Origin of the sequence: Enterobacter cloacae complex sp. P27C (genome assembly GCF_014895705.1) — a bacterium.
In the GTDB taxonomy this organism is placed as follows: Bacteria; Pseudomonadota; Gammaproteobacteria; order Enterobacterales; family Enterobacteriaceae; genus Enterobacter; species Enterobacter bugandensis.
This window is the reverse complement of sequence record NZ_JADBQB010000003.1, coordinates 511,847-537,183: the sequence shown is the minus strand read 5'-3', so window position 1 is coordinate 537,183 and position 25,337 is coordinate 511,847. Positions and strand designations below refer to the sequence as shown.

Genomic DNA, 25,337 nt, shown 5'->3' with positions numbered 1-25,337 from the left:
GCGTTACAGCGTTTGCAGCAGGCTCGCTAACTGGCGATTGATTACCTGCTGGTTAAAATCGGTTTCAACTTTTTGTCGGGCATTCTGGAGCACAGGCTCCAGCGCCTGCTGGTCGATGTCGCTGAAGGCAGCCAATCGATCCGCAAGAGCCATCGCGTTATTCTCCGGCACCAGCCAGCCGGAATGATCAGATTTGATCAGCTCCGGGATCCCGCTGTGCAGCGTCGATACCACCGGGATCCCAACGGCCATCGCCTCCATCAGCGCCACCGGAATGCCTTCCATATCGCCATCGGCGCCCGTTACAGAAGGCAGCAGGAACACGTCCGCCTCATCGAGCATGGCTTTAACCTCATGGCTCGGCTTGAAGCCCGGCATCTCCACGACATCGTCCAGCTGATACTGTTCGATAAGAGTGCGCAGACGACGTTCCCACGGGCCAATGCCGAGAATGCGATAGTGGAACGCCACCCCCCGCGCCTTCAGCTGTCGGCAGGCTTCGATGGCCACGTGCAGACCTTTCTTCTCGGTCAGACGGGCTACGGAGATGATCTGCAGCGGTTTTCCCGGCACCTTAACCGGGCGGCGAGTGAAGCGCGTTAAATCCACGCCCATACGCGACACGGCAATTTTCTCCCCCGGACAGCCCATGCTTTTTAGTCGTCCGGCCCACAGGTCGCTGATGGGCAGCATCATGTCGCCGCGGCGGAAAAGATCCTGATACTCCGGCGTGTAGTGGTTCAGCACCTCGCGGCTGGAAATATCGATACCGTGGAAGATGGTCGCAATTTTGCCGTCAATTACGCCAAGCTCACGCAGTTTCGCGGCGGTGACCCCCGCCGGGCCAAAGTGGGCGATAAACACGTCGGCACGATACGGCTGCGCCGTTTGCCCGCAGATTGCCGACAGAATTAAATTGCGAGATTCCGATCCATAGCGGGAAACGTTCAGCGCGCGCCACGTCGACGCGCGGTGGATCCCGCGTAACGTCTGGCTGGCCCGGTAGCGCAGCTTGCTCAGCTTCCCGGCCGGTTCGTCCTGCAGCCAGCGGGTCTTCTCCTCCAGCCCATACTGGGTATACGCCGCATGGGTATTTTTGGTGTCGCCCTTTTGCAGGGCGACAATCTCCACGTCATATCCCATATCGATAAACGCGGTAATTTGGTTCAGTACAAAGGTCTCAGATGACAGCGGAAATTTCAGTAAGAAGAAACCAACCTTCATTTCCCCTCCCGCACGCGGTCAAGTACCGATTTCACCATCCCAATGCCCTTCTCGCGCTCGGCTTTCACTGCCACGGCCAGGCGTTCATTGATGGCGGGCAGTTGACCCAGGGTGTCCCCCACCATCGCACCCAGCGAACCATCCAGCAGATGACGGATATCCACGGCCATTTCCGGCATACCGAGCTGCTGCATAATCCCGGCGGACTTGTGCTCATAGTTAATGGCGATGGCCGGCGTGCCAAAGTTCATGGAGATAATCGCCGAGTGCAGTCGGGTACCCACCGTCAGGTCGCAGGCTGCGAGCAGTTTGCCCATCTCCAGGTCGTTCAGCTCGTCCATCACCACGTGATAGCGGGACGGGTCGTTCACCAGGTTGCGCAGGTTCAGCGCCACCATGCGGTCATCTTTGTTGTAGCTGTCGATACCGGTACAGGTTGAGAGCGCCAGCACCTGATAACCGCTGTCCAGTACGCGGTTCACTACGTCGGCGAACGCTTTCTCATAGGCTGCCTGGGTGGTGCCAAGACGCTTATCGAACGGGGCGAGTTCACGCAGGGTAATCGCAACGGTTTTTTGTTTCGCCGTCACGTCGAGCCAGTGCTGCACCGCGTAGCTCGGCTGGAAGTTATCGTCCTGGTGATCCACCAGCCAGGCGGTATCCACGCCGTGTTCAACTTTAGAGGTGTCAATTTCGCTACGCTTCATCATGTCGAGGCTGACCGATTCGCGCAGGATCAGCGCGTCGCAGTGGCCAAACACATAATTTGCCAGCTGGTTAAACTGCGGATCCTGGAACGGCCCGACGCTGTGGCCGATCATAAACAGCGGCTTTTTCGCCATGAACGTGCACAGCGCATGCTCAAACTGCGGCACGCCGTAGAGATCGACGAAGAACGAGCCGCCGACCTGAATAATGGCGTCATAGCCGGACAGCAGACGAACAAAATCGGTAAAGCCCTGCGCGATAGCAATGTTGCGCAGTTTACCGGTATCGGTCACCCGGGAAAGCAGCACCTGATGCTGGTAGCGACGGCGCAGCACTTTCTTCACGCGCCCCATCACGCCCGCGGCGTTGTTGTGCTGTTTCATCTGGCTGTAGAGCGGGTCGCCCATCACCGGGCGGTTCAGTAACCAGGATGAGCTGACCGGATAACGGCTCATCACGTCCACTTCAGTCTCAGGCTTAAGGGTGTTAATTGCATCCAGTAAACCGCGCAGGATGGCGCTGTCGCCACGGTTGCCGCAGGTATGGTTGCCAAGAATTAATAATTTCATAATGGCCTCTTAAAGAACTAGCCTGCGCGAAGCAGCGTTTTCATTTTTTCGTTACGGCAAAACTGGCGCTTCATCTCTACCACCAGCGCGTTGCGCGACAGCACAATCATCACGCCAAAGGCCAGCGCGCCCGCGGCAACCTGTACCGCCAGCAGCGCGGCCAGCGGCAGATGCCCGCTGAGGATAATGCCCAGGCCGTAGCTCACCGCCAGGGTCGGCAATGAGAGATAGAACGGCAGCCACAGGCTCAGGATGTACTGACGGTAGCTGGAGCCCAGCACCGGTTTGATCATGATGAAGTAGCTCAGAACGGTATTGACGATCTGCACCAGCAGGAAGCCCAGCGTGACGCCGATGGCGCCCGCCATATGCCCGCCGACGATAATCGCCGGAATAAACAGGAAAGTTTTGAACACGTTGAACTTAAAGCTGATATCCACGCGCGCCTTCGCCATCAGCAGAGAACCAATCGGATTGCCCACGGAGCGCAGCAGCCCCACCACACACAGCAGCTGCAGGATCGGGATAATGCCGTTCCACTTCTCGCCAAACACCAGCGGCACGAAGTTACTGGAAACCACCATCAGCCCCAGCAGCACCGGGAAGTTGATAATCCCCACCACGGAAAGCAGCTTGTAGAAGTTGACGCGCAGCTTCTCGGTGTCGTCCTGAATCTTGGCGAACGCCGGGAACAGCACGCGAGTAATAATGGGGTTCAACTTCATAGGAGGAACAACCGCAACGTTATAGGCCAGGTTGTAGCCCCCCGCCACGCTCGCGCCCAGGATGCGCGCCAGCACCAGCGTCGAGAGGTTGGTATTCACATAGTTAATAATGCTGTCCGCCGTCAGCCACCCGCCAAAGCGCAGGTTGGACGAGACGGACGCGAGAGAGAAGTGCAGCCCCGGACGATAAATCTTGCGGCCAAAGTAGCCGAACAGCAGCGTACGCACGGCAGAGTTAACCAGGTAACCGAGGATGGCGGTCATCGCCAGCGGCCAGAAATGGGCGCTCACCACGGTAAAGGTAAAGCCCGCCAGCACCGCGCTGGTCTCGATCATGCCGATTTTATTGAACTCCAGCTCTTTTTGCATCAGCGCGCGGAACTGCTGCCCGTGCGGGATCACCACAAAGGCAAACGACAGCGTGCGCATCAGCGGGGCGAGATCCGGGTTGTGCAGCACGCTGGCGATGGTGTCGCTCAGCAGGAACACCAGCACAAAGACGAAAATCCCCAGCCCCACGTTCAGCCAGTAGAGCGTGGTCAGCTCAAGATGGCTGATCTCTTTGCGCTGGATAATCGAGTTGGCGATACCAAAGTCAGACAGCGTGTCGGCCAGCGCGATAATCACCAGCGAGACGGTCAGCAGGCCGAACTGGTGATTATCGATAATGCGCGCCAGCACCGTCATCTGCACCAGGCCGAGGCCAATGATGACGATGGTCGCCATCGCTGACCACTTGGCGCCGCTGATGGTTTTTTCACGTAAGCTCATCTTAGTACGCCGCTTTGTTCACGAAACCTTTGAAGATGGTCAGAAAAACAATCTTGATATCGAACCAGAGGCTCCACTCGCGGATGTACTCCAGATCGAACTCGATGCGTTTTTCCATTTTTTCCAGCGTGTCGGTCTCGCCGCGCCAGCCGTTGATCTGCGCCCAGCCGGTGATGCCCGGCTTCACCTTATGGCGCAGCATGTAGCCTTCAATCAGCGAACGGTACTGCTCGTTATGCGCCACCGCGTGCGGACGCGGACCAACAATCGACATGCCGCCGGTAAAGACGTTGATGAACTGCGGCAGCTCGTCAAGCGAAGTGCGGCGCAGGAAGTTCCCCACGCGGGTGACGCGCGGATCGTTCTGCGTCGCCTGAGTCACCACCTTGTCGTTCTCCATCACCTTCATGGAGCGGAATTTCCACACCATGATCGGTTTACCGTCCATGCCGTAGCGGGTCTGACGGAAGATAACCGGGCCGGGAGAGCTCAGCTTCACCGCCAGAGCGATGCAGCACAGCACCGGGGAAATGAGCAGTAAAATCAGGGAAGAGAGTATGATATCTTCCACGCGCTTGAGCACGCGGTTAATACCCGACAGCGGCGTGTCATACAGCGGTACCACCGGTACGCCGTTCACCTCTTCAATGCGGGAGTGCAGAATGTTGAAGGTAAACACGTCCGGGATCAGGATCACCGAGCAGGTGGTGTCCGCCAGCTCGCGCATCAGCTGCTTGATGCGGGTTTCGTCTTTCATCTGCATGGCGATATAGACGTTATGAATTTTTCCGGCCTTCGCGTCTTCAATAAGCTGCGCGTAATTGCCCGCCCAGTCCGCAGGCACGCCGCCCGGTTTCGCGTCGTGGTAAATCCCCACCACTTCAAACCCTAACCACGGCTCTTTGCGGAAGCTGTCGAGCAGCACTCTCCCGACCGGTAAATCACCCGCTACGGCGACGAAACGACGGTTATAGCCGCGGTTACGCAGCCAGCCCGCGCCAAAGCGGATCAGGGAACGGCACACTACCATGCCGACGCTGGTTAACAGGTACCAGCAGAGATAGGTCACGAAGCGGTTGTCAAAATCATGGCTGAACGCCACCAGACCGGCGCTGAAGATCAGGCTCAGGGTCCAGTTCTGCAGCAGCAGCATCAGTTCGGTGGTCATTTTCACGCCGCGCCACGAGCGGTAGAAATCGGTCATTCCGCCGATCATCTGAAACACAACCAGCGCAATCAGGGCCATCAGAAGATGCATATATAAGAACGGCAGCCCGCTGATCCGACACACCGCCCACAATCCACCGACCATGATGGTGATATCAGAAAAACGCTGCACCATAGAGATTAACGATGCATTCGTTCTCGCTCGTTCGCGTTTTTTTAGATTCGTCATCGTTGTTCCTGTATTCGGTTCCCCCTCCCGCCGGGAGGGGCAATTGTTACTGATTCAACAGCGCCAGAATGTCCTTCGTTCGGGCTTCCATCAGCGCCGTATCAGCGCGGGATTCCACGTTCAGGCGCACCACCGGCTCGGTGTTGGACGAACGCAGGTTAAAGCGCCACTGCGGGAACGCCATGCTGATGCCGTCCGTACGGTCAATCTCCAGCGCGTGAATGGCAAAGTGCTGTTCTACGCGGGCAATCGCCTCGGCCGGCTGCGCCAGCTTGCTGTTGATCTCCCCGCTCGCCGGGAAGGCCGCCATGCGGTCGCGCACCAGCTCGCCCAGGCTCTGCCCTTTCAGGCACAGCAGCTCGGTCACCAGCAGCCACGGGATCATCCCGCTGTCGCAGTAGGCAAAATCACGGAAATAGTGGTGGGCGCTCATCTCGCCGCCGTAGATGGCGTCTTCTTCGCGCATGCGCTCTTTGATGAAGGCATGGCCGGTTTTAGACATCACCGGCTCGCCGCCCGCGGCCTTCACCACGTCCACGGTGTTCCAGGAAAGACGCGGATCGTGAATGATCTTCGCGCCCGGGTTTTTCTCGAGGAACGCTTCCGCCAGCAGGCCAACGATGTAGTAGCCTTCGATAAACTGCCCTTTCTCGTCGAACAGGAAGCAGCGATCGAAGTCGCCGTCGAAGGCGATGCCCATATCGGCACCGTGCTCGATCACCGCGTTACGGGTGTCGTCGCGGCACTCCGGCAGCAGCGGGTTAGGAATACCGTTCGGGAAGTTACCGTCCGGCGTGTTGTGTACCTTGACGAAGGTCACCGGCACGTTCAGCGCCTTAAAGCGGGCTTCCAGCGCATCGACAACCGGGCCGGCCGCGCCGTTACCGGAGTTGATGACCAGCTTCAGCGGCTTGAGGTTCGCCACGTTGATGTAGCCCAGCAGGTGGTCGATGTACTCTTTCTGCAGGTTAATCTGCTTGTAGCTGCCGCGCTTCGCGTCGTTCACCGGCGGGAAGTCATTGGCTTCCGCGAGGCGCTGCACGTCGCGCAGACCGGTGTCGCCGCTAATCGGGCGCGCGCCCTTGCGCACCAGCTTCATGCCGTTGTAGTCCATCGGGTTGTGGCTGGCCGTCACTTCGATACCGCCGTCCACGCCGAGGTGGAAGGTGGCAAAATAGATCTCTTCGGTACCGGACAGGCCGATGTCCAGCACGTCCACGCCCGCGTCCTGCAGCCCTTTTGCCAGCGCCAGCTTCAGGGATTCACTGGTCAGACGCACGTCGCCGCCCAACACGATGGTCTTAGGTTTTAAATATTCGCCGTACGCGCGACCGATGCGCCACGCGATGTCTTCGTTCAGCTCTTCGCCCAGCTTGCCGCGAATATCGTAGGCTTTAAAACAGGTTAATTTTTCCATGATGACCCCTTTTTCAGGCAACAGTTGGCCCTGACCACTTAATGGCCAAATTTATTTTTGTCATTCGTAGGCCCGGCAGGCGCAGCGCCGCCGGGCATGATGCTGCGTGCTACACGCGGCCGTAGCGATCCTGGAAGCGCACAATATCGTCCTCTTCCAGATACGAGCCGGAGCGCACCTCAATTAAATCGAGAGGAATTTTTCCCGGGTTTTCCAGACAGTGCGTGGCGCCCAGCGGAATATAAATGGACTCGTTTTCACCCAGCAGCTTCACTTCGCCGTCGATAGTGACTTTGGCGGTACCCGCGACCACCACCCAGTGCTCGGCGCGGTGGTGGTGCATCTGCACCGACAGCCCCTCGCCAGGCTTCACGGTGATGCGCTTCACCTGATAGCGGTCACCCGCGTCGATGGAGTCATATTTGCCCCACGGACGGTACACTTCACGGTGAATGTGGTGTTCGTGACGGCCATCGGCCTTGATCTTCTCAACCACTTTTTTAACGTCCTGCACGGCGTTACGGTCGGCAATCAGCACCGCGTCTTTGGTCTGGACAACCACCAGATCCTTCACCCCGACGGTGGTGACGAGGCCAGACTCGGCGTAAACGTAGCTGTTTTCGGTTTTGTGGCTAATCACATCGCCGTGATGGACGTTACCCTCCGGGGTATGGGCGCTGATCTCCCACAGGGAGGACCAGGAGCCAACGTCGCTCCAGCCTGCATCCATCGGTACCACCACCGCGTCAGCCGTGCGTTCCATCACGGCGTAGTCGATAGACTCTTCCGGGCAGGCGAGGAACGCCTCTTCATCCACGCGGATAAAGTCGAGATCCGGGTCCACCACCGCCATCGCTTTTTCGCAGGCGTTCAGAATATCCGGGCGGTATTTGCGCAGCTCTTCGAGATAGCGTCCGGCGCGGAACAGGAACATCCCGCTGTTCCAGTAATATTCACCGCTGGCGACATAGGCCTGGGCGGTTTCGAGATTCGGTTTTTCGACAAACTGCGCCACGTCAAACGCCACGCTATCGCCCTCACCCGGCGTTACGCTGCCGCGACGGATGTAACCGTAGCCGGTTTCCGGCAGATCCGGCACGATGCCGAAGGTCACCAGCTTGCCGCTCTCGGCGTAAGGGATCGCGGCACGCACCGCGTCGCGGAATGCGTCTTCCTGCTGGATAACGTGATCTGCCGCCAGGACCAGCATCAGCGGGTCACAGTCAGGGCTGCTGCGTTTTGCCGCCAGCGCCGCCAGGGCGATCGCGGGCGCGGTATTACGTCCGGCAGGCTCCAGGATGATGTTTTCCGTGAGCTTGTTCAGCTGACGCAGCTGCTCGGCAACGATAAAGCGGTGCTGTTCGTTACAAATCACCACCGGGCTTTCACACTCCACGCCGTGCAGACGGTTTACCGTCGTCTGCAGCATGGTGAGATCCCCTTTCAGGCAGAGGAACTGTTTTGGATAGAGCACGCGGGACAGCGGCCACAACCGGCTACCAGAGCCACCAGCCATCACAACCGGATACAAAGTGGTTTGACTCATGATTTATCCCCGTATATCTGCAATAAATTGGCTCAGCACGTTCTCTTTCTCGAGCGTGCGTTCGGCATATTCACGTGCCACCGTGTTCACTTTTGGCATGGCGAGTGCCTGTTCAATGCCGGTGACCAGCGCCGGGACCGATTCCGGCTCCACGCACACGGCAATCCCCGGATAGCTGTCACACAGCTGGCCTAATTCGGTTTCGGCTTCGGCCGTAATCACCGCGTTACCGCCCACTGCCAGAATGTTGGTCAGCTTGGACGGCAGCACCGCATCCGCCGCGCCGCGTTTTTGCACTACCAGATGGCAATCCGCCATTTTCAGCAGCGCGGGCAGCGCATCGTACGATTGCAGCGGGAAAAACTTCACGTTGGTCAGGCCGCGTTGACTGGCCATCTTCTCCAGCCGCGCTTTTCCCCCGCCCTGTCCGACAATCACAAACGTCCACGGCTGTTCGATCAGCAGCTGGGCCGCTTCAATAACGCTCTCCAGCCCCTGCTTTTCGCCGATGTTGCCTGAGTAAAGAATGATTTTTTGGTCTTCAGGCAAGCCGAGCCGGGCGCGCAGCGCCTGAGCCTCTTGCTCCGTCACGTCGCGAAAACGCGCCACTTCGGACCAGTTCGGGAAGAAGATCACCTTCTCCGCCGGGACGCCCTTCTCCTGCGCTTTGTTCATCATCGAGCGCGAGATCGTTGAGACGTAATCCACGTTGTGTAAGCCACTGCGCTCAAAGGCGCTGGCGAGCTTCGCCACCTTGCCGCCCTTGCCTTTCCCGGCCATACCCAGACCGAGCATAGCGTCCACTTCATAATCCTGAATGTGCAGCAGGGTGCGCGCGCCGGAGAGTTTTCCCAGCAGGCGCATGCCCGGCGTGCAGAACAGCGTCGGCACCACGCCGATAATGCGATCCGGCTTCCAGCGACGCTGCGCCATCAGCGGGAAGAAACTGCTGAGGGCAAAGCTGCCCAGATGAATTAAACGTTTCAGCGTCGAGGGCTGTTTCGGCACGTAGAGCGGGCAGCGCCAGACGGTCGCGGCCCCCTCTTCACGGCGATAGCGCCAGCTGGAATAGCGTTCGCCTACCTTCCACTCCGGGTAGTACGGCGGGGCAGTAATCACCCGCACGTCATGTCCCTGGCTCGCCATCCACTCCACCATCTCGCCGGTGTATTTCCCGATACCGGTTAATTCCGGCGAGTAGTTAATTCCGTAGACGAGGATTTTCATAGTCCTGGCACCTCGGCCTGACGTTCCGCGAGGAAGTACGCCCGACTGTTGTCATGGACGTTGTCGCTTGCCAGCAGCGCCTCTGGCGTTAGCCAGCGGTAATCGTCATGCTGAGAATCAGGCAGACGCAGGTCTGCCTCACTCACCTTCAGGCGGAACCCCAGCACGATGTAGTGCGTGGAGAACCCGGTGCCCGAAAAGTTATCGTCATAGAAGTGCTGCCAGACCCCGTAAAACTGGCCCGCTGCCATCGGCAGCTGCAGGCCCAGCTCCGCCAGAGTGAGACGCTCAAACGCATCAACCAGCGTCTCATCCTTCTGCACGCGCCCGCCGGGCACGAACCAGAAGCCCTGTGCAGGACGATTGGTTCGTTTCCCCAGCAAGAACTCGCCGCGTTCGTTCTCCACGATCAAATCAATCGAGATGAGCGGAGTGGAACGCACTACCGTGGCAAAATCTTCCTGACTTAAAAACATCGTTACCCCCGGAAGCGGTGCTGGTTTTCCAGGAACCACTGGTAGGTGCTGGCCAGCCCCTGCTCCAGTGAGACCTCGTGATACCAGCCCAGCTGATGCAGACGGGTCACGTCCAGCAGCTTGCGCGGCGTGCCGTCCGGTTTAGTGGCGTCAAACACCACGCGGCCCTTGTAGCCCACCACCTGCGCGATGGTCTGCGCCAGCTCGCGGATGGTGCAGTCCACGCCGGTACCCACGTTAATGTGCGACAGCATCGGCTCGGTGTTTTCCTGCCACACCTCGCGATCCAGCTCCATCACGTGAATGCTGGCAGCCGCCATGTCGTCCACGTGCAGGAACTCGCGCATTGGCGTTCCGCTGCCCCACACCACCACGTCCGGGGCGTTTTCGGCAGTCGCCTCGTGGAAGCGACGCAGCAGCGCCGGGATCACGTGGGAATTGCTCGGGTGGAAGTTGTCGTGCGGTCCGTACAGGTTGGTCGGCATCACCGAGCGATAGTCGCGGTTGTACTGACGGTTGTAGGACTCGCACAGCTTGATCCCGGCAATTTTTGCAATCGCGTAGGGCTCGTTAGTCGCTTCCAGCGTACCCTGCAGCAGCTCGCTTTCGGCGATCGGCTGCTTCGCCATCTTCGGGTAGATACAGGATGAACCGAGGAACAGCAGCTTGTTCACGTTGTGCAGATGCGCCGCGTGAATGATGTTGCTCTCGATCATCATGTTCTCGTAGATGAAATCCGCCGGGTAGGTGTTGTTAGCGACAATGCCGCCCACCTTCGCCGCCGCCAGATACACCTGGTCAATGCGTTCGTTCGCAAAGAAGTCCTGTACCCCACGGCTGTCGAGCAGGTTCAGCTCGTCACGGGTGCGGACAATCACCTCTACGTCACCGCGCTGTTCCAGCTGGCGGACAATCGCGGAACCCACCATTCCGCGATGACCGGCGACAAAAATACGTTGTTTTGTCATTCTCAGGACTCCAGCGCGATGGCAACCTCGTAGCCATGAGACTTGAGCAGGGAGTGTTTTTTCGCTGCTTCAAGATCTTTGGCCACCATCTCAGAGACCATCTCCTGCAGAGTGGTTTCTGGTTTCCAGCCCAGCTTCTCGTGCGCTTTGGTTGGGTCGCCCAGCAGGGTTTCTACTTCAGCAGGACGGAAGTAGCGCGGGTCAACCTGGACAATTACGTCGCCTGGCTTCACGCCCGGCGCGTCGTGGCCGGTCACGGATACAACGATACCCTTCTCTTCCACGCCGGTGCCTTCGAAGCGCAGTTTGATGCCCAACTGCGCCGCAGCCATCTCAACGAACTGACGCACGGAGTACTGCACGCCGGTCGCGATAACGAAGTCTTCTGGCTGTTCCTGCTGCAGCATCATCCACTGCATTTTCACGTAGTCTTTGGCATGGCCCCAGTCACGCAGGGAGTCCATGTTGCCGAGGTGCAGGCAAGATTCCAGACCCTGAGCAATGTTGGCGATCGCGCGGGTGATTTTACGGGTCACGAAGGTTTCGCCGCGGCGCGGGGATTCGTGGTTGAACAGAATGCCGTTACAGGCGTACATACCGTAGGATTCACGGTAGTTCACGGTGATCCAGTAGGCGTACAGTTTTGCTACCGCATACGGAGAGCGCGGGTAGAACGGCGTGGTCTCTTTCTGTGGAATTTCCTGCACCAGGCCGTACAGCTCGGAGGTAGATGCCTGGTAGAAGCGAGTTTTCTTCTCAAGACCGAGGAAGCGAATCGCCTCCAGCAGACGCAGGGTACCCATGGCGTCAACGTCAGCAGTGTATTCCGGGGACTCGAAGGAGACCGCAACGTGGCTCATCGCCCCCAGGTTGTACACTTCATCCGGCTGTACTTCCTGCAGGATACGGGTCAGGTTGGAGGTATCGGTCAGGTCGCCGTAGTGCAGGTGGAATTTCGGGTTTGCCGCGTGAGGATCCTGATAAATGTGATCCACACGTTCGGTGTTGAATGAAGAGGCACGACGTTTAATACCGTGCACTTCATACCCTTTCTCCAGCAGCAGTTCTGCCAGGTAAGAACCATCCTGCCCGGTAACGCCGGTGATGAGAGCGACTTTAGACATGTTTATATTCCTCTACTTATGAATTTAATCAGTTTCAACGCGTTCGCGTATCACCACTGCGGGGTTGCCACGGCAAACTTTATTTGCCGGTAGCGATTTAAAAACGCTGCTGCGGGCACCGACTACCGTGCCATCGCCAACAGAAATACCTGGTGCAACAAAAACATCCGTTGCCAGCCAGCACTTTTCACCGATCACAATAGGCGAAGCGGTAATATCAAAATGCGGGCTCATAAAGTCGTGGCTGCCGGTGCACAAATAACACTTCTGTGAAACCACCGAATTTGCGCCAATCGTAATCTCGCCCAGGGTATATAACACCGCGTCATCCCCTACCCAGGCGTAATCCCCGAGGGTTAATTTCCAGGGGTAGGTAATCTTTACCGAAGGTCGAATAACTACGTTTTTTCCGATTTTTGCGCCAAACAGGCGCAATAAAAAGGCTCGCCAGCGGTACAGTATTTGCGGCGACCAGGCAAATAAGGTTGCCTGAACCGCCCACCACAGCTGTACCTTAATACCGTTCCCGCCCCGAAAACCTTTCGGCACGGAGAAACCTTTTAAATCCTGCATTGCGTTTCCTTATATTCAGGCTTTGTTATATAAGGTTTTCGTTTTACCTGTGGTACGCAGGCGTAATAAATAAGACAATTCCGCCCAGAATCCCGGCACGCGTAATATTTGACGCTGCACCTTTTTTGCATCCTGGCATAATTCCAGATTATTAGACGTTGACACGCCTCCCATCGAAAATTCAGATACCAGCCCTTTAATTCGACGGAACGGGTAACCTGATTTATACAGGCTGGCGGCCAGCGCATAATCGGATGACACCTTGTACTGCAAATCGTAAGGCTGTTTTTTCAGACCGTTTACCGGGAAGAAAATGGCCTGATGGCTGGCCGGCAGGCTGTGGTAGATATACCAGCCTGGCTTGGCGCTGCGGCAGACTTTATGCCCGTCGCCAAAGTCGAGCAGCGCATCGCCAATATACATGGCATCCTCTTTCTGGCGCGCCAGCTGACGAGCAAACAGCGCCACGTCGTCGTGGAAAATATCGCCGGAGTTGAGGAAGATGGCATAACGGCCCTGGGCCATAGTAATGCCCTTGTTCATCGCATCGTAGATGCCTTTATCTTTCTCGCTGATGTAGCGTAAGTTGAACTCACCGTTGAGTTTTTCCAGAAACTCCGCCGTGCCATCGTTCGAGCCGCCGTCGACCACGATCCACTCAAAGGTGAGGCTTGGATCGCGCGCCAGGTTGCGCAGCGAGCGCCAGGTTTTTACCACCCCTTCGTAATTACGAAAAGCGACAGTAATGACGCTAAGAAACATAAATCACCTCATTTCGTCATACGTTCGTAATATTAAGCGCCTTACGCAAAATAAACGGACAGACAATCAAGAAAGCATATTCCGGGCTAAATATTGACCCGGTAAAAAACAGCGACACCGGCGTAAAAAGATAAAGCTGCACGCGAAAGTTCTGGTTATCACCAAACGCGTTGATCATCATTTTGAAAACTTTAAACAGATACCACAGCGTCAACAGTACGGCGAACCATGAAAAATAAATAATTAACAGATACAGACCATTGTCTATGGTTTTACCGACATCCGCACCGTTAAAGATTCCGAATGATGCAACATATTCGTAAAGTGAGCCGAATCTTACTACACCATCGATATGGGTTAAGGAATAACCCACCATCACCAGCGGACCAATGATGCGATAATAGGACGATGACCCTTCCGTTCCCAAATCACCCAGACGTTCTGAAATGTACGGAAACGCGAATATGACGCCCACTAAAAATACCGTCAGAGAGATTATCGCCAGCGGCAGTTTTTTCTTAATCGCATCTTTGTTCAGGTACTGGAACGCCCACTCCAGCAGGTAAAACAGGATAAATGTCATTACCCCTGAGAACGATCCAGACAGAACGATTCCTGCAAGAATCATAGCATCGGTCTTAGGCGTTTTGATACCAAACTGTTTGATGCTGAGCCAAATTGAGATTAACGCCAGAGCGAAAAACGCCGGTTCAAAATAGAGCGCCGTTGTACGCTTACCACCAAACTTAATGAAGTTCAGTACATAGCTGTTACTGTAAATGAGATATTTCGAAATTATCTCCATCAGGCTGCTGCCACCGGTCAAAATAATCTGCGCCATTTCCAGTGCGGCAAGCACAACAATTAACGCAACGGCAATATAAAAGAACCTGAGGATTTTCCGATAATTGTGCGGTGAAATAGTTTTGAAGCGAATACTCCAGACCATGCCAATAATAATAACGATATAAACAAACAGCATGGTTGAAGTGACGTATTTACTGGCATCCAGCGACTGGCCAAAGATGTAGTTAAACAGCGTCAGGCCCGTGCCCAGCCCCAGGGCAATCATCAGCTTCTTCAGGTTGATTTTATCGACATACAGCAGAAGCAGAACGGGCAAAAAAGTCACGATGGTTATCGGGAAGCTTTCGCCGAGCTGGGCAATTTTAACGTTGACCAGCAGGTAGATCAGCGGCAGCAGCAGATAACTACAGATTCTGATAGAACGAGACATACTCCTCCAGCATCTGTTGTCCACTGTAGGCCTTGCGGCTGCGGTTGCGGAACGATTCCAGGTCAGTGCCAAAAACGGCCTCGGCGATCTGCGCCTTCGGCAGCTGCACCAGAGGCAGGACCTCGTGCGCGGCGAAGGTTTTTCCGCCCGATTTTTCCAGCACTTCGCGCGCTGCATCGCTGTGGGTGGCAATCACCGGCACGCCGATGGAGAGCGCCTCGCAGAGGATCAGCGGGTAATTATCAACGCGAGAGCTGAACACCAGTGCGTCCATACCATTCAGGGCGCTCATCAGCTTGCGCTTGTCGGTTTCAAACCCGTGATTTACCACGTTAGCGCCTTCGAACGGCGAGAATTTGCCAAAGGTATGCAGTTCAATTTTGTCACCCAGCGCCATCATGTCGCGCACCAGCTGCTGGTTGGTTTTGCCGTCGTAGCGCAGATCGTGCGCAACGATGGCAATTTTCGGTTTGCCCGCGGTTTCAGACACCGGCGTCAGCTCGGCCAGGATGGCTTCCGTCGCCACGTCGATACCGTTGTTGATAATCTGACAGCGCCCTGCCCCATACAGGCTGTTGAAGGCGTCGGCCACGTGCTGGCTCGGGGAGATAAACGTGCAGCCGAGCGAAAGCATGTCGCGGAACAACTGACGCTTTCCGTGTACCAGCTGATGCGCGCGATCCACCTTCACCGGCGGATAGTTGTTCAACGTCGGGCATTTCTGGCAGCTATCTTTCCAGCCTTCGCAGCCGTCGGTAAACGCGCAGCGTCCGGTTACGCTCCAGTGATCGTGCAGCGTCCAGACGAAGCGGGTGTCGGGCTTGTGGGCCTGCACCTTCTGACAAAACGCCACCACCTCTTCCAGATTCAGCCAGTAGCTGTGCAGCACGTGAAAATGCAGCACAACCGGGCCGGTAGTGCGGGTCACGGTGCGATATAGACTGTTCAGGTTGCCAAACAAGTCGCGGTTAAACAGGCGGAACAGCGCAATGTTGGCAACAGAGGTCAGACGCGGCGTGTGCTTGTGCACCTGCGGGAAGTTATCATGGCTGACGCTTTTCTTGCCGCCTTTGCCGTAGCCGTAAATAAACCGGGACTGAAGTCCTTTTTGCAGGGCACGCTGGTGCAGATCCAGCGCCACGCCTGCCGCTCCGCCTTCTGCGAGGCGTACGTTAAATTGCAGAATGTTCATTTAATCACCTTCACGCGGGCTTTCTCTCCCACCACCAGCGCGTTATCCGGAATGCTGTCCAGCACCACGCTGCCCGCCCCGATCGTCACGTTGTTACCAATCGTAATGTCGCCAATCATCACCACGTTCGCCCCCAGCTCGACGTTATTGCCGATCACCGGGCAGGCCAGGCTGTCCGGCCCGCGGTTGCCGATCGTCACCCCGTGGCGAATGGTGAAATCATCACCCGCAACCACGAACTTGTTGATCACCACCGCATAGCCGTGGTGGATGGTAAAGCGGCGGCCAATGGTGGCAGCGGCCTGGATTTCATAGCCAAAAAAGCATTCGGTGATGATGCGGTACAGCACCAGAATCGGTGCCGCCCAGATATTGTTCAGTACGTTTTTCTTGCGCCACACCGAGCAAAAGTGCGCGATGCGGTACGCCAGAACCATGCAGCACGGTCGCAGGCTCCAGCTGTTTGCGCGGCAATCTTCCAGAAACATTATTTCCCCCGAAGCCCGTCAGCCAGACGCTTGCCGTTACGCACCGACAGCAGCGTCAGCAGCGTACGCCAGTTCATGCGCTTATTGCGGATCTGATACAGGGTAAAGAGCTGATACTTCCGGCTGGCACGGTCAAACTTGTCCTTGTGCTTGCGGTAAAAATGGAAATAGCCTGAAAACTTCTTCGGTGAGGAGGTGATCTGCATCTCCCCGTGGTTGATGTGCAGGATCTGCGTGGCCTCTTCCACTTTCCACGGCTCGCCGTACTCCACCACCATCCGCAAGAAGATGTCGTAATCCTGCGCGGCCTTCAGTTCGGTATCGAACAGGCACTCTTTAAAGCGCCACGCCCAGGTAAAGACCTGATTACCGATAATGTTGCGCTTGTAGAACAGGCGACGAGAGTACGGTGATTTCGGATACAGCGGCAGGCTCGCGGGCTGCGAGTAAACCTCGCCCTGGCAAACATAGTCGTTGGCATACAGAAAAGCGTGCGTGACCAGCTGCTCTTTATGCGAAAGGAAGACGGACAGGCGGTTCGGCGTCCATTCGTCATCGTCGTCGATGCCGGTCAGATACTGCCCTTTGGCCTGCATAATCGCCTGATTACGCACCGCGCACGCCCCGGAGTTAATCGGGTTATGGGTGTACATCACGCGCGGATCGTTGAGTTCGGTGACAAATTTTTGCAGCTGTTCATACGAGGAAGAACAGTCATCCACGATGATCAGTTCCCAGTTATCGTAATCCTGACGCAAGACCGACTTAATAGCGCGGATCGCCAGCTGCTGACGGTTCCATGTCGGCATATAGATAGAAACTAAAGGGCGTTGTGTGGTCATCTTTTCCTCCTACCCCTCACCCCGGCCCTCTCTCCTGAGGGGAGAGGGTGAAAGGCGGCACCGGACAGTTCCCTCTCCCCTCAGGAGAGAGGGTTAGGGTGAGGGGGGGTGTTTTGTTATTTGCTGTCAGACTTGTATTCGTACTCGTAATAACCGTAATCCTGGTACCCGGTCGCACGACGGAAGATGGAGTTCAGGATGACCCCTTTCACCTCAATGCCGTTCTGCTCGAAGCGGCTCAGGCTGGTTTCCACTTCCTTCAGGGTATTCACCGCATAGCGCGCCACCATCAGCGTGGTACCCGCATGACGGCCAACCACGGCGGCATCGGTCACGGCCAGAATTGGCGGCGTATCGATCAGCACCAGGTCATAGTTTTTGCTCGCCCACTCAATCAGCTGGGTGAAGCGTTCGCTCATCAGCAGTTCAGACGGGTTCGGCGGCACCTGACCACGCGGGATCAGGTCGAATCTCGGAATCGAGGTCGGCTTGGCGCTCTGGCTAATCTCTCCCTGACCCAGCAGGATTTCCGACAGACCGTTCACGTTGTTGGTGCCCAGCAGTTCGTGGGTATAACCCTTACGCATATCGCAGTCGATCAGCAGCACGCGCTTGTTGGTCTGGCTCACCACGGCCGCCAGGTTGGCACAGACAAAGGTCTTACCGATTGACGGGCTGACGCCGGTTAACATCAGGACGTTGTTTTTAGCCTGCATCATGGCGAAGTGCAGACTGGTACGCAGGCTGCGGATCGCTTCAATCGCCAGGTCGGTTGGGTTACCCACGGCCAGCAGCTGGCTCTGTTTGTAACGCTTAACGCCCTTGATGGTCTTGACGCTGTCACGGGATTTTTGCCACTCAGACAGCGGAATGCTGGCATAGACGTTGATACCACTCTCTTCCAGCACCTGCGGGCTTTCGATGCCGCGGTTGAACAGCGAGCGCAGCAGGACGCCAACGATTGAGAGCATCAGGCCAAGAATGATGCTGCCGAGAATAATCAGCGCTTTCTTCGGCTTCAGTACGCCAGGCTGGGTAATGGCCGGGTCGACGATGCGCACGTCGCCCACGGTGCTGGCCTCGGTGATTTTCAGCTCCTGCTGTTTGTTCAGCAGCTGCATGTAAACCTGCTGTCCGGACTCCACGTCGCGGGTCAGACGCACGATCTCCTGCTGCGTTTTCGGCATCGCGGTCACGCGGTCGTTCAGCTTCGCCTTCTCCTCTTCGAGAGTGCGGCGCTTCTCCAGCAGCGTGCGGTAGGCCGGGTGGCGTTTGGTGTAAAGCTTGGAAATCTCTGCCTCTTTGAAGGTCAGCTCGTTGAGCTGCGCATCAATATTCACCATCGAGTCGAGAACCGATTTCGCCTCCAGCGGCAGGTCGACGGAGTCTTTATCCTGACGGTAGGCGTTCAGCTTGTTCTCAGCATCATCCAGACGGGCACGCACTTCCGGGAGCTGTTTAGCGAGGAACGCCAGGCTTTTCGCCGCTTCCGCCGACTTGCGCTCGACGTTCTGCTCAAGGTAGTTGCGGGTAATGCTGTTCAGGATGTCGCGAATTTGATCCTTATCTTCACCGGTAAAGGTCATGCTCAGCACGCCGGTGTCCTTACCGTTTTCGGTGACGGTCAGGTTGTTCTGCAGATTGTTGATCATTCCCAGCGTGGAGAATTTGGTGACGGTGAATTCACCGCCCTCCTGGGCGTGGATCGCGCTAACCATCATGCTAACGCCGTCTTTGTTCAGCATCTGCCCCACTTCGCCGCGTGCGCTAAAGCCCGCATCGCTGGTCAGCTGATACTGTTTCGGGCCCAGCACCGTCAGGGTAAAGGTTTGATCCCCCGCCCCTTTCGGCAGCACAAAGTCAGTGACCTTTACGGTGTCATTGCTGCGCCCCATCAGACGGTCCCAGCCGGCACCGAAGATCGGGAACGTATTTTTGGTGACGGAGATGTCGAGTCCGAGGTCGTGAACCGTTTTACCCAGCACCAGACGCGACTGGATCAGCTGAATTTCAGCGTCGGATGCTGGCGGTTTGTTCGCCAGCGCGGAGCCGATATCCTGCACCAGCGAGTTGCCGGTATTCTGCTCGATCTGCACCAGCGCGTCGGCGCTGTAGATAGGTGTGGCGAACAGTGTATACACGACGGCCGCTGCGGCAAACACGGCAGTAATGCCAAGCACCCACCACTTTGCCTCGATAACCGTGCCGACCAGGCGACCAATATCAATTTCATCACTGCCCGAAGTCGGGGCGGCAGAAGGTCTTGTTTTTTCTGTCATTGTTATCCCTGCTGAGCTTTCAGTGCCTGCGCCCACTGTTGGGCAGACTGGTCAAGTAAGGTGTAAACCGCCTCGAAGGCTTCATGGCTCTTGCGATACGGATCGGGGATTTCGCGTTCGTTGTCCCAGTGACCAAACAGCATCACCTTGCCGCGCATCTCCGGAGCGATATCGCACAGCGCATGAATATGGCGTTTTTCCATTGCCAGAATCAGGTCATACTCCCGGCACATGCGGCCGGTGACCTGGCGGGCGATATGCCCGTCAAGAGAGAGGTTGTGATCGCGGGCCACGCTCGTGGCGCGCTCGTCGGCACCTTTGCCCACCAGCGCGCCCAGCCCTGCGGACTCGACCGTTAACTCGGGCTGGTACTGTTTCAACAGCCGTTCAGCCGTGGGGGAACGGCAAATGTTCCCCACGCATACCACCAGAATTTTGTTAAACATCGCGGATTACCAGGTATGAATGTCGCGCGCCGTATCCGTCATGTAGCGAACGCCACTGATGGTTGGCAGCAACTGGTTGATCAGACGGTTCCAGCGGGCAACCGGCGCGGTGGTGACGTAAACCACATCGTATGGCTGGAGACGGAACTCCGTCGCCATCACCAGAGACGTCGCATCGGACATATCCAGCTGGTAGATGTTGGCAATCTTGCCCTTCGCGCTGCCTTCACCCTTCAGCGGACGGATGACGAAGATACCGGTCGCGTTAGAGGTGGTCAGATCGATACCTTCAGCATTGCCCAGCGCTTCGGTCAGGGTCATGCCGCTGAAGTCCATTTTGAGGGTGCTCTGTTTCTTCACTTCACCCATCACGAAGACTTTCAGATCGTCGTTGCGCGGTACGTAGAGAATATCGCCCGGATAGAGCAGGCGGTTCTGGGTCAGGTCGCCATTTTGCATCAGCGCCTGCAGCGAAATGCGCTGCTCTTTGCCGTTGTGGGTCAGCACCACGTTGCGCCAGTCGGCGCCGTCGGTTAAGCCGCCCGCGGCGTTAATGGCGTCCAGAACGGTGAGCGGAACGTTGGTGATGGCCTGCTGGCCGGATTTGTTCACCTGACCGGAGATATAGGCTTTTTGCGAGCGGAATGCGGCGATATTAACGTCCACCTGCGGGTCGGCGATGTACTGCGCTAAGCGGCCGGTAATATCACTACGGATCTCGGCAAGCGTTTTTCCGGCGACATGTACTTTACCAATGTACGGATAGAACATGGTGCCATCTGACTGTACCCAGTTCCCGGTGTCGCTTGAGCTACGGTACTGGCCCGCTGGCGTGGTCAGTTCAGGGTGGTCCCAGACGGTCACGTTGATCACGTCGCCCGGCCCCACGCGATACTGATAGGAGGCAATTTCCTGGTCCAGAGACATATTCGGCTGGGCAACATTCGGACGTGGACGTAATTGTTCGACCAGACGTGGCGTTAGTGGATAAACATTCACCATTTTGTCGAGATCAAAATCGGCATCCTGTTGCTTGATCACATCCTTACCCATTGTTGACATATTGCTGCCGGGAAAGACCGTGCAACCACTCATCAAGGTCACAGACACCAATAATGGCATCAATTTCATTTTGGATTTCATCATTGATTATTTATCACTTTGGCAGAGTAATTATCCTGTGCAATTTAAATAAGCCTGAGACGTATTGGGTTTCAGCATGCAGTTAATCAAAAAGGAATATAACTGGCATCAGTCCTAAAAAAAGCTTATTCATCTATTGGCTATTGACAGAATAATCGAGGCTGATTCACACGCTTTCAGGCACGCTACCGCCCTTGGCTTTCAGTTACCAATCCACTGACTAAACAATGTGTTATGGATAGACACCCTCTTGAGTAAGGTCTTCTGGAAATATATCAGCCGCTTGAAATACACAACGGATAATGAATGACCATTCCGAAGACCAAAACAATAATAGCAACAACAAGATTTAACATTTGATGCTGGGAGAATTGTTGCAGCTAACCTAATAGCAGGCAAGGAGACAACTGTCCTAATATCTGTTTTTAAGATTAATATTAAGAGCAAAGTTTTGACCTTTTAGGATTTTCTTTATATTGACAAAAAGAGAGTAAAAACCATTATCTGCGATATATCCTAAAAAGCACTCAAAATAATAAAATATACGTATTTTGCTTATTTACACTCATCTGAGACTGCTCTCTTTTTTACGCATCGTATTAAGAGAAATCTCAGCCCGACATTGCATTTTCCCCCAGCTTTATCCATGATCGAAGTGTGACATTCGTCATATAACAGAAGGTATTGCTATTACTATGGAATGGATTGCCGATCCATCAATCTGGGCCGGGCTGGTGACGTTGGTCGTCATCGAATTAGTGCTCGGTATTGATAATCTGGTGTTTATCGCCATCCTCGCTGAAAAACTGCCCCCTTCCCAGCGCGACCGCGCGCGCGTGACGGGTCTGCTGCTGGCGATGGTGATGCGTTTACTGCTGCTGGCCTCTATCTCCTGGATGGTCACGCTCACTCAGCCTCTGTTCTCTGTTCGCGGCCTGAGCTTTAGCGCACGCGACCTGATCATGCTCTTCGGCGGGCTGTTCCTGCTGTTCAAAGCCACGGTGGAGCTTAACGAGCGGCTCGAAGGCAAGGACAGCGAGAACCCGACCCAGCGACGCGGGGCGAGATTCTGGCCGGTGGTGGCGCAAATTGTGGTGCTCGATGCAGTCTTCTCCCTGGATTCGGTGATTACCGCCGTCGGGATGGTGGACCATCTCGCCGTCATGATGGCCGCGGTAATTATCGCCATCACGCTGATGGTGATGGCGAGCAAAGCACTGACCCGCTTTGTGAACAGCCACCCGACAATCGTGATCCTCTGTCTCAGCTTCCTGCTGATGATTGGCTTTAGCCTGGTTGCCGACGGTTTCGGCTTCCACATTCCGAAAGGCTACCTGTACGCCGCCATTGGCTTCTCCGTCATGATTGAAGCGCTCAACCAGCTGGCGATATTTAACCGCCGCCGGTTTCTCTCCGCGAATCAGACCCTGCGCCAGCGCACGGCCGACACCGTGATGCGCCTGTTGAGCGGCAGGAAAGAGGATGCCGAGCTGGACGCCGAATCCTCTGCCCTGCTGGCCGATCACAGCGACGGGCAAATCTTTAACCCGCAGGAGCGGCTGATGATCGAGCGCGTGCTCAACCTGAATCAGCGCACGGTCAGCAGCATCATGACCTCCCGGCATGACATTGAGCATATTGACCTCACGGCACCGGAAGAGCAGATCCGCGCCCTGCTGGATAAAAACCAGCACACCCGGGTGGTGGTCACCGGCGGTGAAGAGGAAGAGGAGCTGCTGGGGGTGGTACACGTGATTGACCTGCTCCAGCAGCAGCTGCACGGCGAGCCGCTCAACCTGCGCGCGCTGGTACGCCAGCCGCTGGTCTTCCCGGAAGCGCTTCCGCTGCTCTCCGCGCTTGAGCAGTTCCGCAACGCGCGCACCCACTTCGCGTTTGTGGTGGATGAATTTGGTTCGGTGGAAGGGCTGGTCACGCTCAGCGACGTAATGGAAACCATCGCCGGTAATCTGCCAAACGAGGTGGATGAGATTGATGCCCGCCACGACATTCAGAAAAACGCTGACGGCTCGTGGACGGCCAACGGCCACATGCCGCTGGAAGACCTTGTGCAGTACGTGCCGCTACCGCTGGATGAAAAACGGGAATACCACACCATTGCCGGTCTGCTGATGGAGTATTTGCAGCGCATCCCGCAGCCGGGAGAAGAGGTTCAGGTGGGCGACTATCTGCTTAAAACCCTGCAGATTGAAAACCATCGCGTGCAGAAAGTGCAGCTTATTCCACTGCGGGATGAGGAAGAGCTGGATTTTGAGGTCTAGGTAAACCAAAACGGCAACCCCGTTGCCGTTTTAGTGTTTGCTCCCTCTCCCGTGGGAGAGGGTCTGGGTGAGGGCATCAGGCCGCACCGCCGTCAAAGCTTATCCAGAAGCTTCTTCACATCCTTGCCGTTCTGGGAATCTTTATTACGATCCGCCCAGCTGTTGAGCCGGCGCTTCGCTTCATCCTGCAGATGCTTACGCAGGATCTGATCTACCTGAAGGCTGTAGTTCAGCGCCTGCCATTTGCCGTATACGCTAAGCGGAACCGGCGTCTCTTTGAGGAAGTCAATCAGCTTGCTTTCGCCCTGCCAGCCGGAAAGCACCCGGACGTTAAAGCGCGTGTCCGCCGTCTCTTTGACCAGATCCAGCGAGCCTTCTCCGGTTAACGACAGCATAGATGAAGTTCCCTGCATCCCGGCCAGCGTCAGCACCCCGTTATCCAGCGTCAGGTCAGTGGTGAAGCTGTCGAGGCGAGTTGCGCTGTCGTAGTTTTCCTGGGCTTTAACATCGCTGCTGCGCTCCACCGCCTGCTGAACCAGCTGCTGGAAGTTGAGCCCTTCCATTCGCGAATCTTTCAGGTCAACATGCGCCTCGCCCTGCCACTCACGGCGGAAGGCGTTGGCATCAATTTTGGTGCCTGAGAAATCGCCCGCCAGCGTCAGCTGACCCGTCAGGGATATCGGATAGTTAAAGGCTTTGAGGATGCTGCCAATCTCCACGTTGTCGAGACGCGGCTGGAATTCAGCGCTGGCAACGTCCTTACGCACGTCCAGCGTACCCGGAAGTGACAGGTGACCCGCCCCCATTTTGCCGCTCAGTTCTGAAATTACCAGCAACCCGTTGTGGTTGAACATTTGGCCGCTCACGTCGGTAAAATCAATACCGCGCCAGCGCACGCTGTTGGCTTTCAGCAGAATATCCGCCGTGAAGCCGCGCAGCACGTTATAGTCAGGCTGTTCAAGGTTGGACGAGATAACCGGACGCGACACCGGTGACTGGCTTTGCCCCGTCTGCACGGCATCGCTGTCCGTTGCGCTTGCCGGCACCGGTGGCAGGATGTTCTCCAGGTTGAGCTTGTCAAACTGCAGGTTCAGCACCCACTTCGGCTTATCGTCGAGCGTGACGCTCGCCTGCCCTTTCAGGCTGCTGTCGTTGGCCTGCAGGTTAAGGTTATCCAGCGCCAGCTGTTTTTGCTCTTCGCGCCATACTGCCTGCAGCGTCCCCTGCCCGGCGATCCCCTGGGTCGGGAGATCCGCCCCCGTCAGCTGCCAGCTAAGCTGCTGGATGTCGGCCGTCAGCTGATGCGGGTAGTCCGACGCATTCACGTTTGCATTCAACGAGAGGGACAGATCGCGCTGGTCGCGGTTTATCCGTCCGCTAAATTCCAGCGACGCAAGATGGTGTTCATCCTGTTCCATCTGCAGGTTGATGTTGCGAACGGTGACCTGCTCCTGATCCTCATGCTGGAACACCAGCACGCTATCGGCCACTTTCAGTTTGCCTATATCAAAGGACCAGCCCGTATCGGACGGTTCATCCGGTAAGGTATTCTCGCGCGGCGCAACCGGCGCATTCGCGTCACGCACGGCTTCGGTCTGCGGGGTAAGCTGAATGACCGCGCCCTTCAGCATCACCTGCTTAACCTGCAGCTGATGGGAGATGAGCGGGATCAGCGCCACATCGAGACGCATGTTGTCCGCAGAGACCAGCGGCTGTGCCGCGCCCGGCGCGGTTAACGACATGCGGCCAGAGAGAATGCTGAGCTGCGGCCAGACGTGCCAGCGCAGCGGCCCGTCAAGCTTCAGTTGGTAACCACTGCGTGCCTCGACCTGCCGCACCATGTAAGCGCGGAAATCATTCGGGTTGACCAGCAGAACCAACGCCGAAAGGCCAGCAACCAGCACTACCAGCAAAATCATCAGCGTTGTCAGAACTCTTCTCATGG

General features: G+C 56.4%; 21 protein-coding genes. 1 reads left to right on the top strand and 20 read right to left on the bottom strand.

What is annotated here, in order from left to right:
- Positions 1-3 precede the first annotated feature (3 nt).
- The 19 genes from wcaL to IM291_RS08570 form a co-directional block, all read right to left on the bottom strand.
- The gene (wcaL, locus tag IM291_RS08660; protein ID WP_192986625.1) at positions 4-1,224 is read right to left on the bottom strand and encodes a colanic acid biosynthesis glycosyltransferase WcaL; all 1,221 of its coding nucleotides are present in this window, start codon (positions 1,222-1,224) and stop codon (positions 4-6) included.
- Positions 1,221-2,501, bottom strand: coding sequence for a colanic acid biosynthesis pyruvyl transferase WcaK (gene wcaK, locus IM291_RS08655; protein ID WP_151413078.1), 1,281 nt, complete (start codon positions 2,499-2,501; stop codon positions 1,221-1,223). The genes wcaL and wcaK overlap by 4 nt, the downstream gene beginning before the upstream one ends.
- A gap of 17 nt (positions 2,502-2,518) precedes the next feature.
- Positions 2,519-3,997, bottom strand: a complete 1,479-nt coding sequence (gene wzxC, locus IM291_RS08650) for a colanic acid undecaprenyl disphosphate flippase WzxC (RefSeq protein ID WP_192986623.1) — start codon at positions 3,995-3,997, stop codon at positions 2,519-2,521.
- A 1-nt stretch (position 3,998) separates the two neighbouring features.
- Entirely contained in the window at positions 3,999-5,393 is a 1,395-nt protein-coding gene (wcaJ, locus tag IM291_RS08645) for an undecaprenyl-phosphate glucose phosphotransferase (protein ID WP_192986621.1), read from the bottom strand.
- A gap of 46 nt (positions 5,394-5,439) precedes the next feature.
- A complete protein-coding gene (gene cpsG, locus IM291_RS08640) occupies positions 5,440-6,810 on the bottom strand; it encodes a colanic acid biosynthesis phosphomannomutase CpsG (RefSeq protein ID WP_041909126.1) in 1,371 nt (456 codons plus the stop codon).
- Between the two features lie 109 nt (positions 6,811-6,919).
- The gene (gene cpsB, locus IM291_RS08635) at positions 6,920-8,356 is read right to left on the bottom strand and encodes a mannose-1-phosphate guanyltransferase (RefSeq protein WP_028013792.1); all 1,437 of its coding nucleotides are present in this window, start codon (positions 8,354-8,356) and stop codon (positions 6,920-6,922) included.
- A 3-nt stretch (positions 8,357-8,359) separates the two neighbouring features.
- Entirely contained in the window at positions 8,360-9,583 is a 1,224-nt protein-coding gene (gene wcaI / locus IM291_RS08630; protein WP_192971311.1) for a colanic acid biosynthesis fucosyltransferase WcaI, read from the bottom strand.
- Positions 9,580-10,059 (bottom strand): GDP-mannose mannosyl hydrolase, encoded by a 480-nt coding sequence (locus IM291_RS08625; protein WP_074135958.1) that lies wholly within the window; start codon positions 10,057-10,059, stop codon positions 9,580-9,582. The genes wcaI and IM291_RS08625 overlap by 4 nt, the downstream gene beginning before the upstream one ends.
- Positions 10,060-10,061: 2 nt before the next feature.
- Positions 10,062-11,027, bottom strand: a complete 966-nt coding sequence (locus tag IM291_RS08620; protein ID WP_192971310.1) for a GDP-L-fucose synthase — start codon at positions 11,025-11,027, stop codon at positions 10,062-10,064.
- 2 nt (positions 11,028-11,029) lie between these two features.
- A complete protein-coding gene (gene gmd / locus IM291_RS08615) occupies positions 11,030-12,151 on the bottom strand; it encodes a GDP-mannose 4,6-dehydratase (protein ID WP_003863514.1) in 1,122 nt (373 codons plus the stop codon).
- Positions 12,152-12,175: 24 nt separating this feature from the next.
- Positions 12,176-12,724 (bottom strand): colanic acid biosynthesis acetyltransferase WcaF, encoded by a 549-nt coding sequence (gene wcaF / locus IM291_RS08610; RefSeq protein ID WP_045260414.1) that lies wholly within the window; start codon positions 12,722-12,724, stop codon positions 12,176-12,178.
- 15 nt (positions 12,725-12,739) lie between these two features.
- Entirely contained in the window at positions 12,740-13,486 is a 747-nt protein-coding gene (gene wcaE / locus IM291_RS08605) for a colanic acid biosynthesis glycosyltransferase WcaE (protein WP_028013796.1), read from the bottom strand.
- 16 nt (positions 13,487-13,502) lie between these two features.
- Positions 13,503-14,723: a colanic acid polymerase WcaD gene (gene wcaD / locus IM291_RS08600; RefSeq protein ID WP_028013797.1), complete on the bottom strand. Its 1,221-nt coding sequence runs from the start codon at positions 14,721-14,723 to the stop codon at positions 13,503-13,505.
- A complete protein-coding gene (wcaC, locus tag IM291_RS08595) occupies positions 14,698-15,915 on the bottom strand; it encodes a colanic acid biosynthesis glycosyltransferase WcaC (RefSeq protein WP_192986619.1) in 1,218 nt (405 codons plus the stop codon). The genes wcaD and wcaC overlap by 26 nt, the downstream gene beginning before the upstream one ends.
- A complete protein-coding gene (gene wcaB / locus IM291_RS08590; RefSeq protein ID WP_045260418.1) occupies positions 15,912-16,403 on the bottom strand; it encodes a colanic acid biosynthesis acetyltransferase WcaB in 492 nt (163 codons plus the stop codon). Before wcaB ends, wcaC begins: the two co-directional genes overlap by 4 nt.
- Complete coding sequence (gene wcaA, locus IM291_RS08585; protein ID WP_028013800.1) at positions 16,403-17,245, bottom strand: colanic acid biosynthesis glycosyltransferase WcaA; 843 nt, start codon at positions 17,243-17,245, stop codon at positions 16,403-16,405. The genes wcaB and wcaA overlap by 1 nt, the downstream gene beginning before the upstream one ends.
- A 116-nt stretch (positions 17,246-17,361) precedes the next feature.
- Positions 17,362-19,524, bottom strand: coding sequence for a tyrosine-protein kinase Wzc (gene wzc / locus IM291_RS08580; RefSeq protein ID WP_041909110.1), 2,163 nt, complete (start codon positions 19,522-19,524; stop codon positions 17,362-17,364).
- Positions 19,525-19,526: 2 nt separating this feature from the next.
- Positions 19,527-19,970, bottom strand: a complete 444-nt coding sequence (wzb, locus tag IM291_RS08575) for a low molecular weight protein-tyrosine-phosphatase Wzb (RefSeq protein WP_045629833.1) — start codon at positions 19,968-19,970, stop codon at positions 19,527-19,529.
- Positions 19,971-19,976: 6 nt separating this feature from the next.
- Positions 19,977-21,116, bottom strand: coding sequence for a polysaccharide export protein (locus IM291_RS08570; protein ID WP_014170829.1), 1,140 nt, complete (start codon positions 21,114-21,116; stop codon positions 19,977-19,979).
- 692 nt (positions 21,117-21,808) lie between these two features.
- Here IM291_RS08570 and IM291_RS08565 point away from each other — a divergent pair.
- The gene (locus IM291_RS08565; protein ID WP_047363153.1) at positions 21,809-23,392 is read left to right on the top strand and encodes a TerC family protein; all 1,584 of its coding nucleotides are present in this window, start codon (positions 21,809-21,811) and stop codon (positions 23,390-23,392) included.
- 92 nt (positions 23,393-23,484) lie between these two features.
- On the opposite strand, the gene asmA is transcribed toward IM291_RS08565, so the two are convergent.
- Entirely contained in the window at positions 23,485-25,335 is a 1,851-nt protein-coding gene (gene asmA / locus IM291_RS08560) for an outer membrane assembly protein AsmA (protein ID WP_192986617.1), read from the bottom strand.
- Positions 25,336-25,337 lie beyond the last annotated feature (2 nt).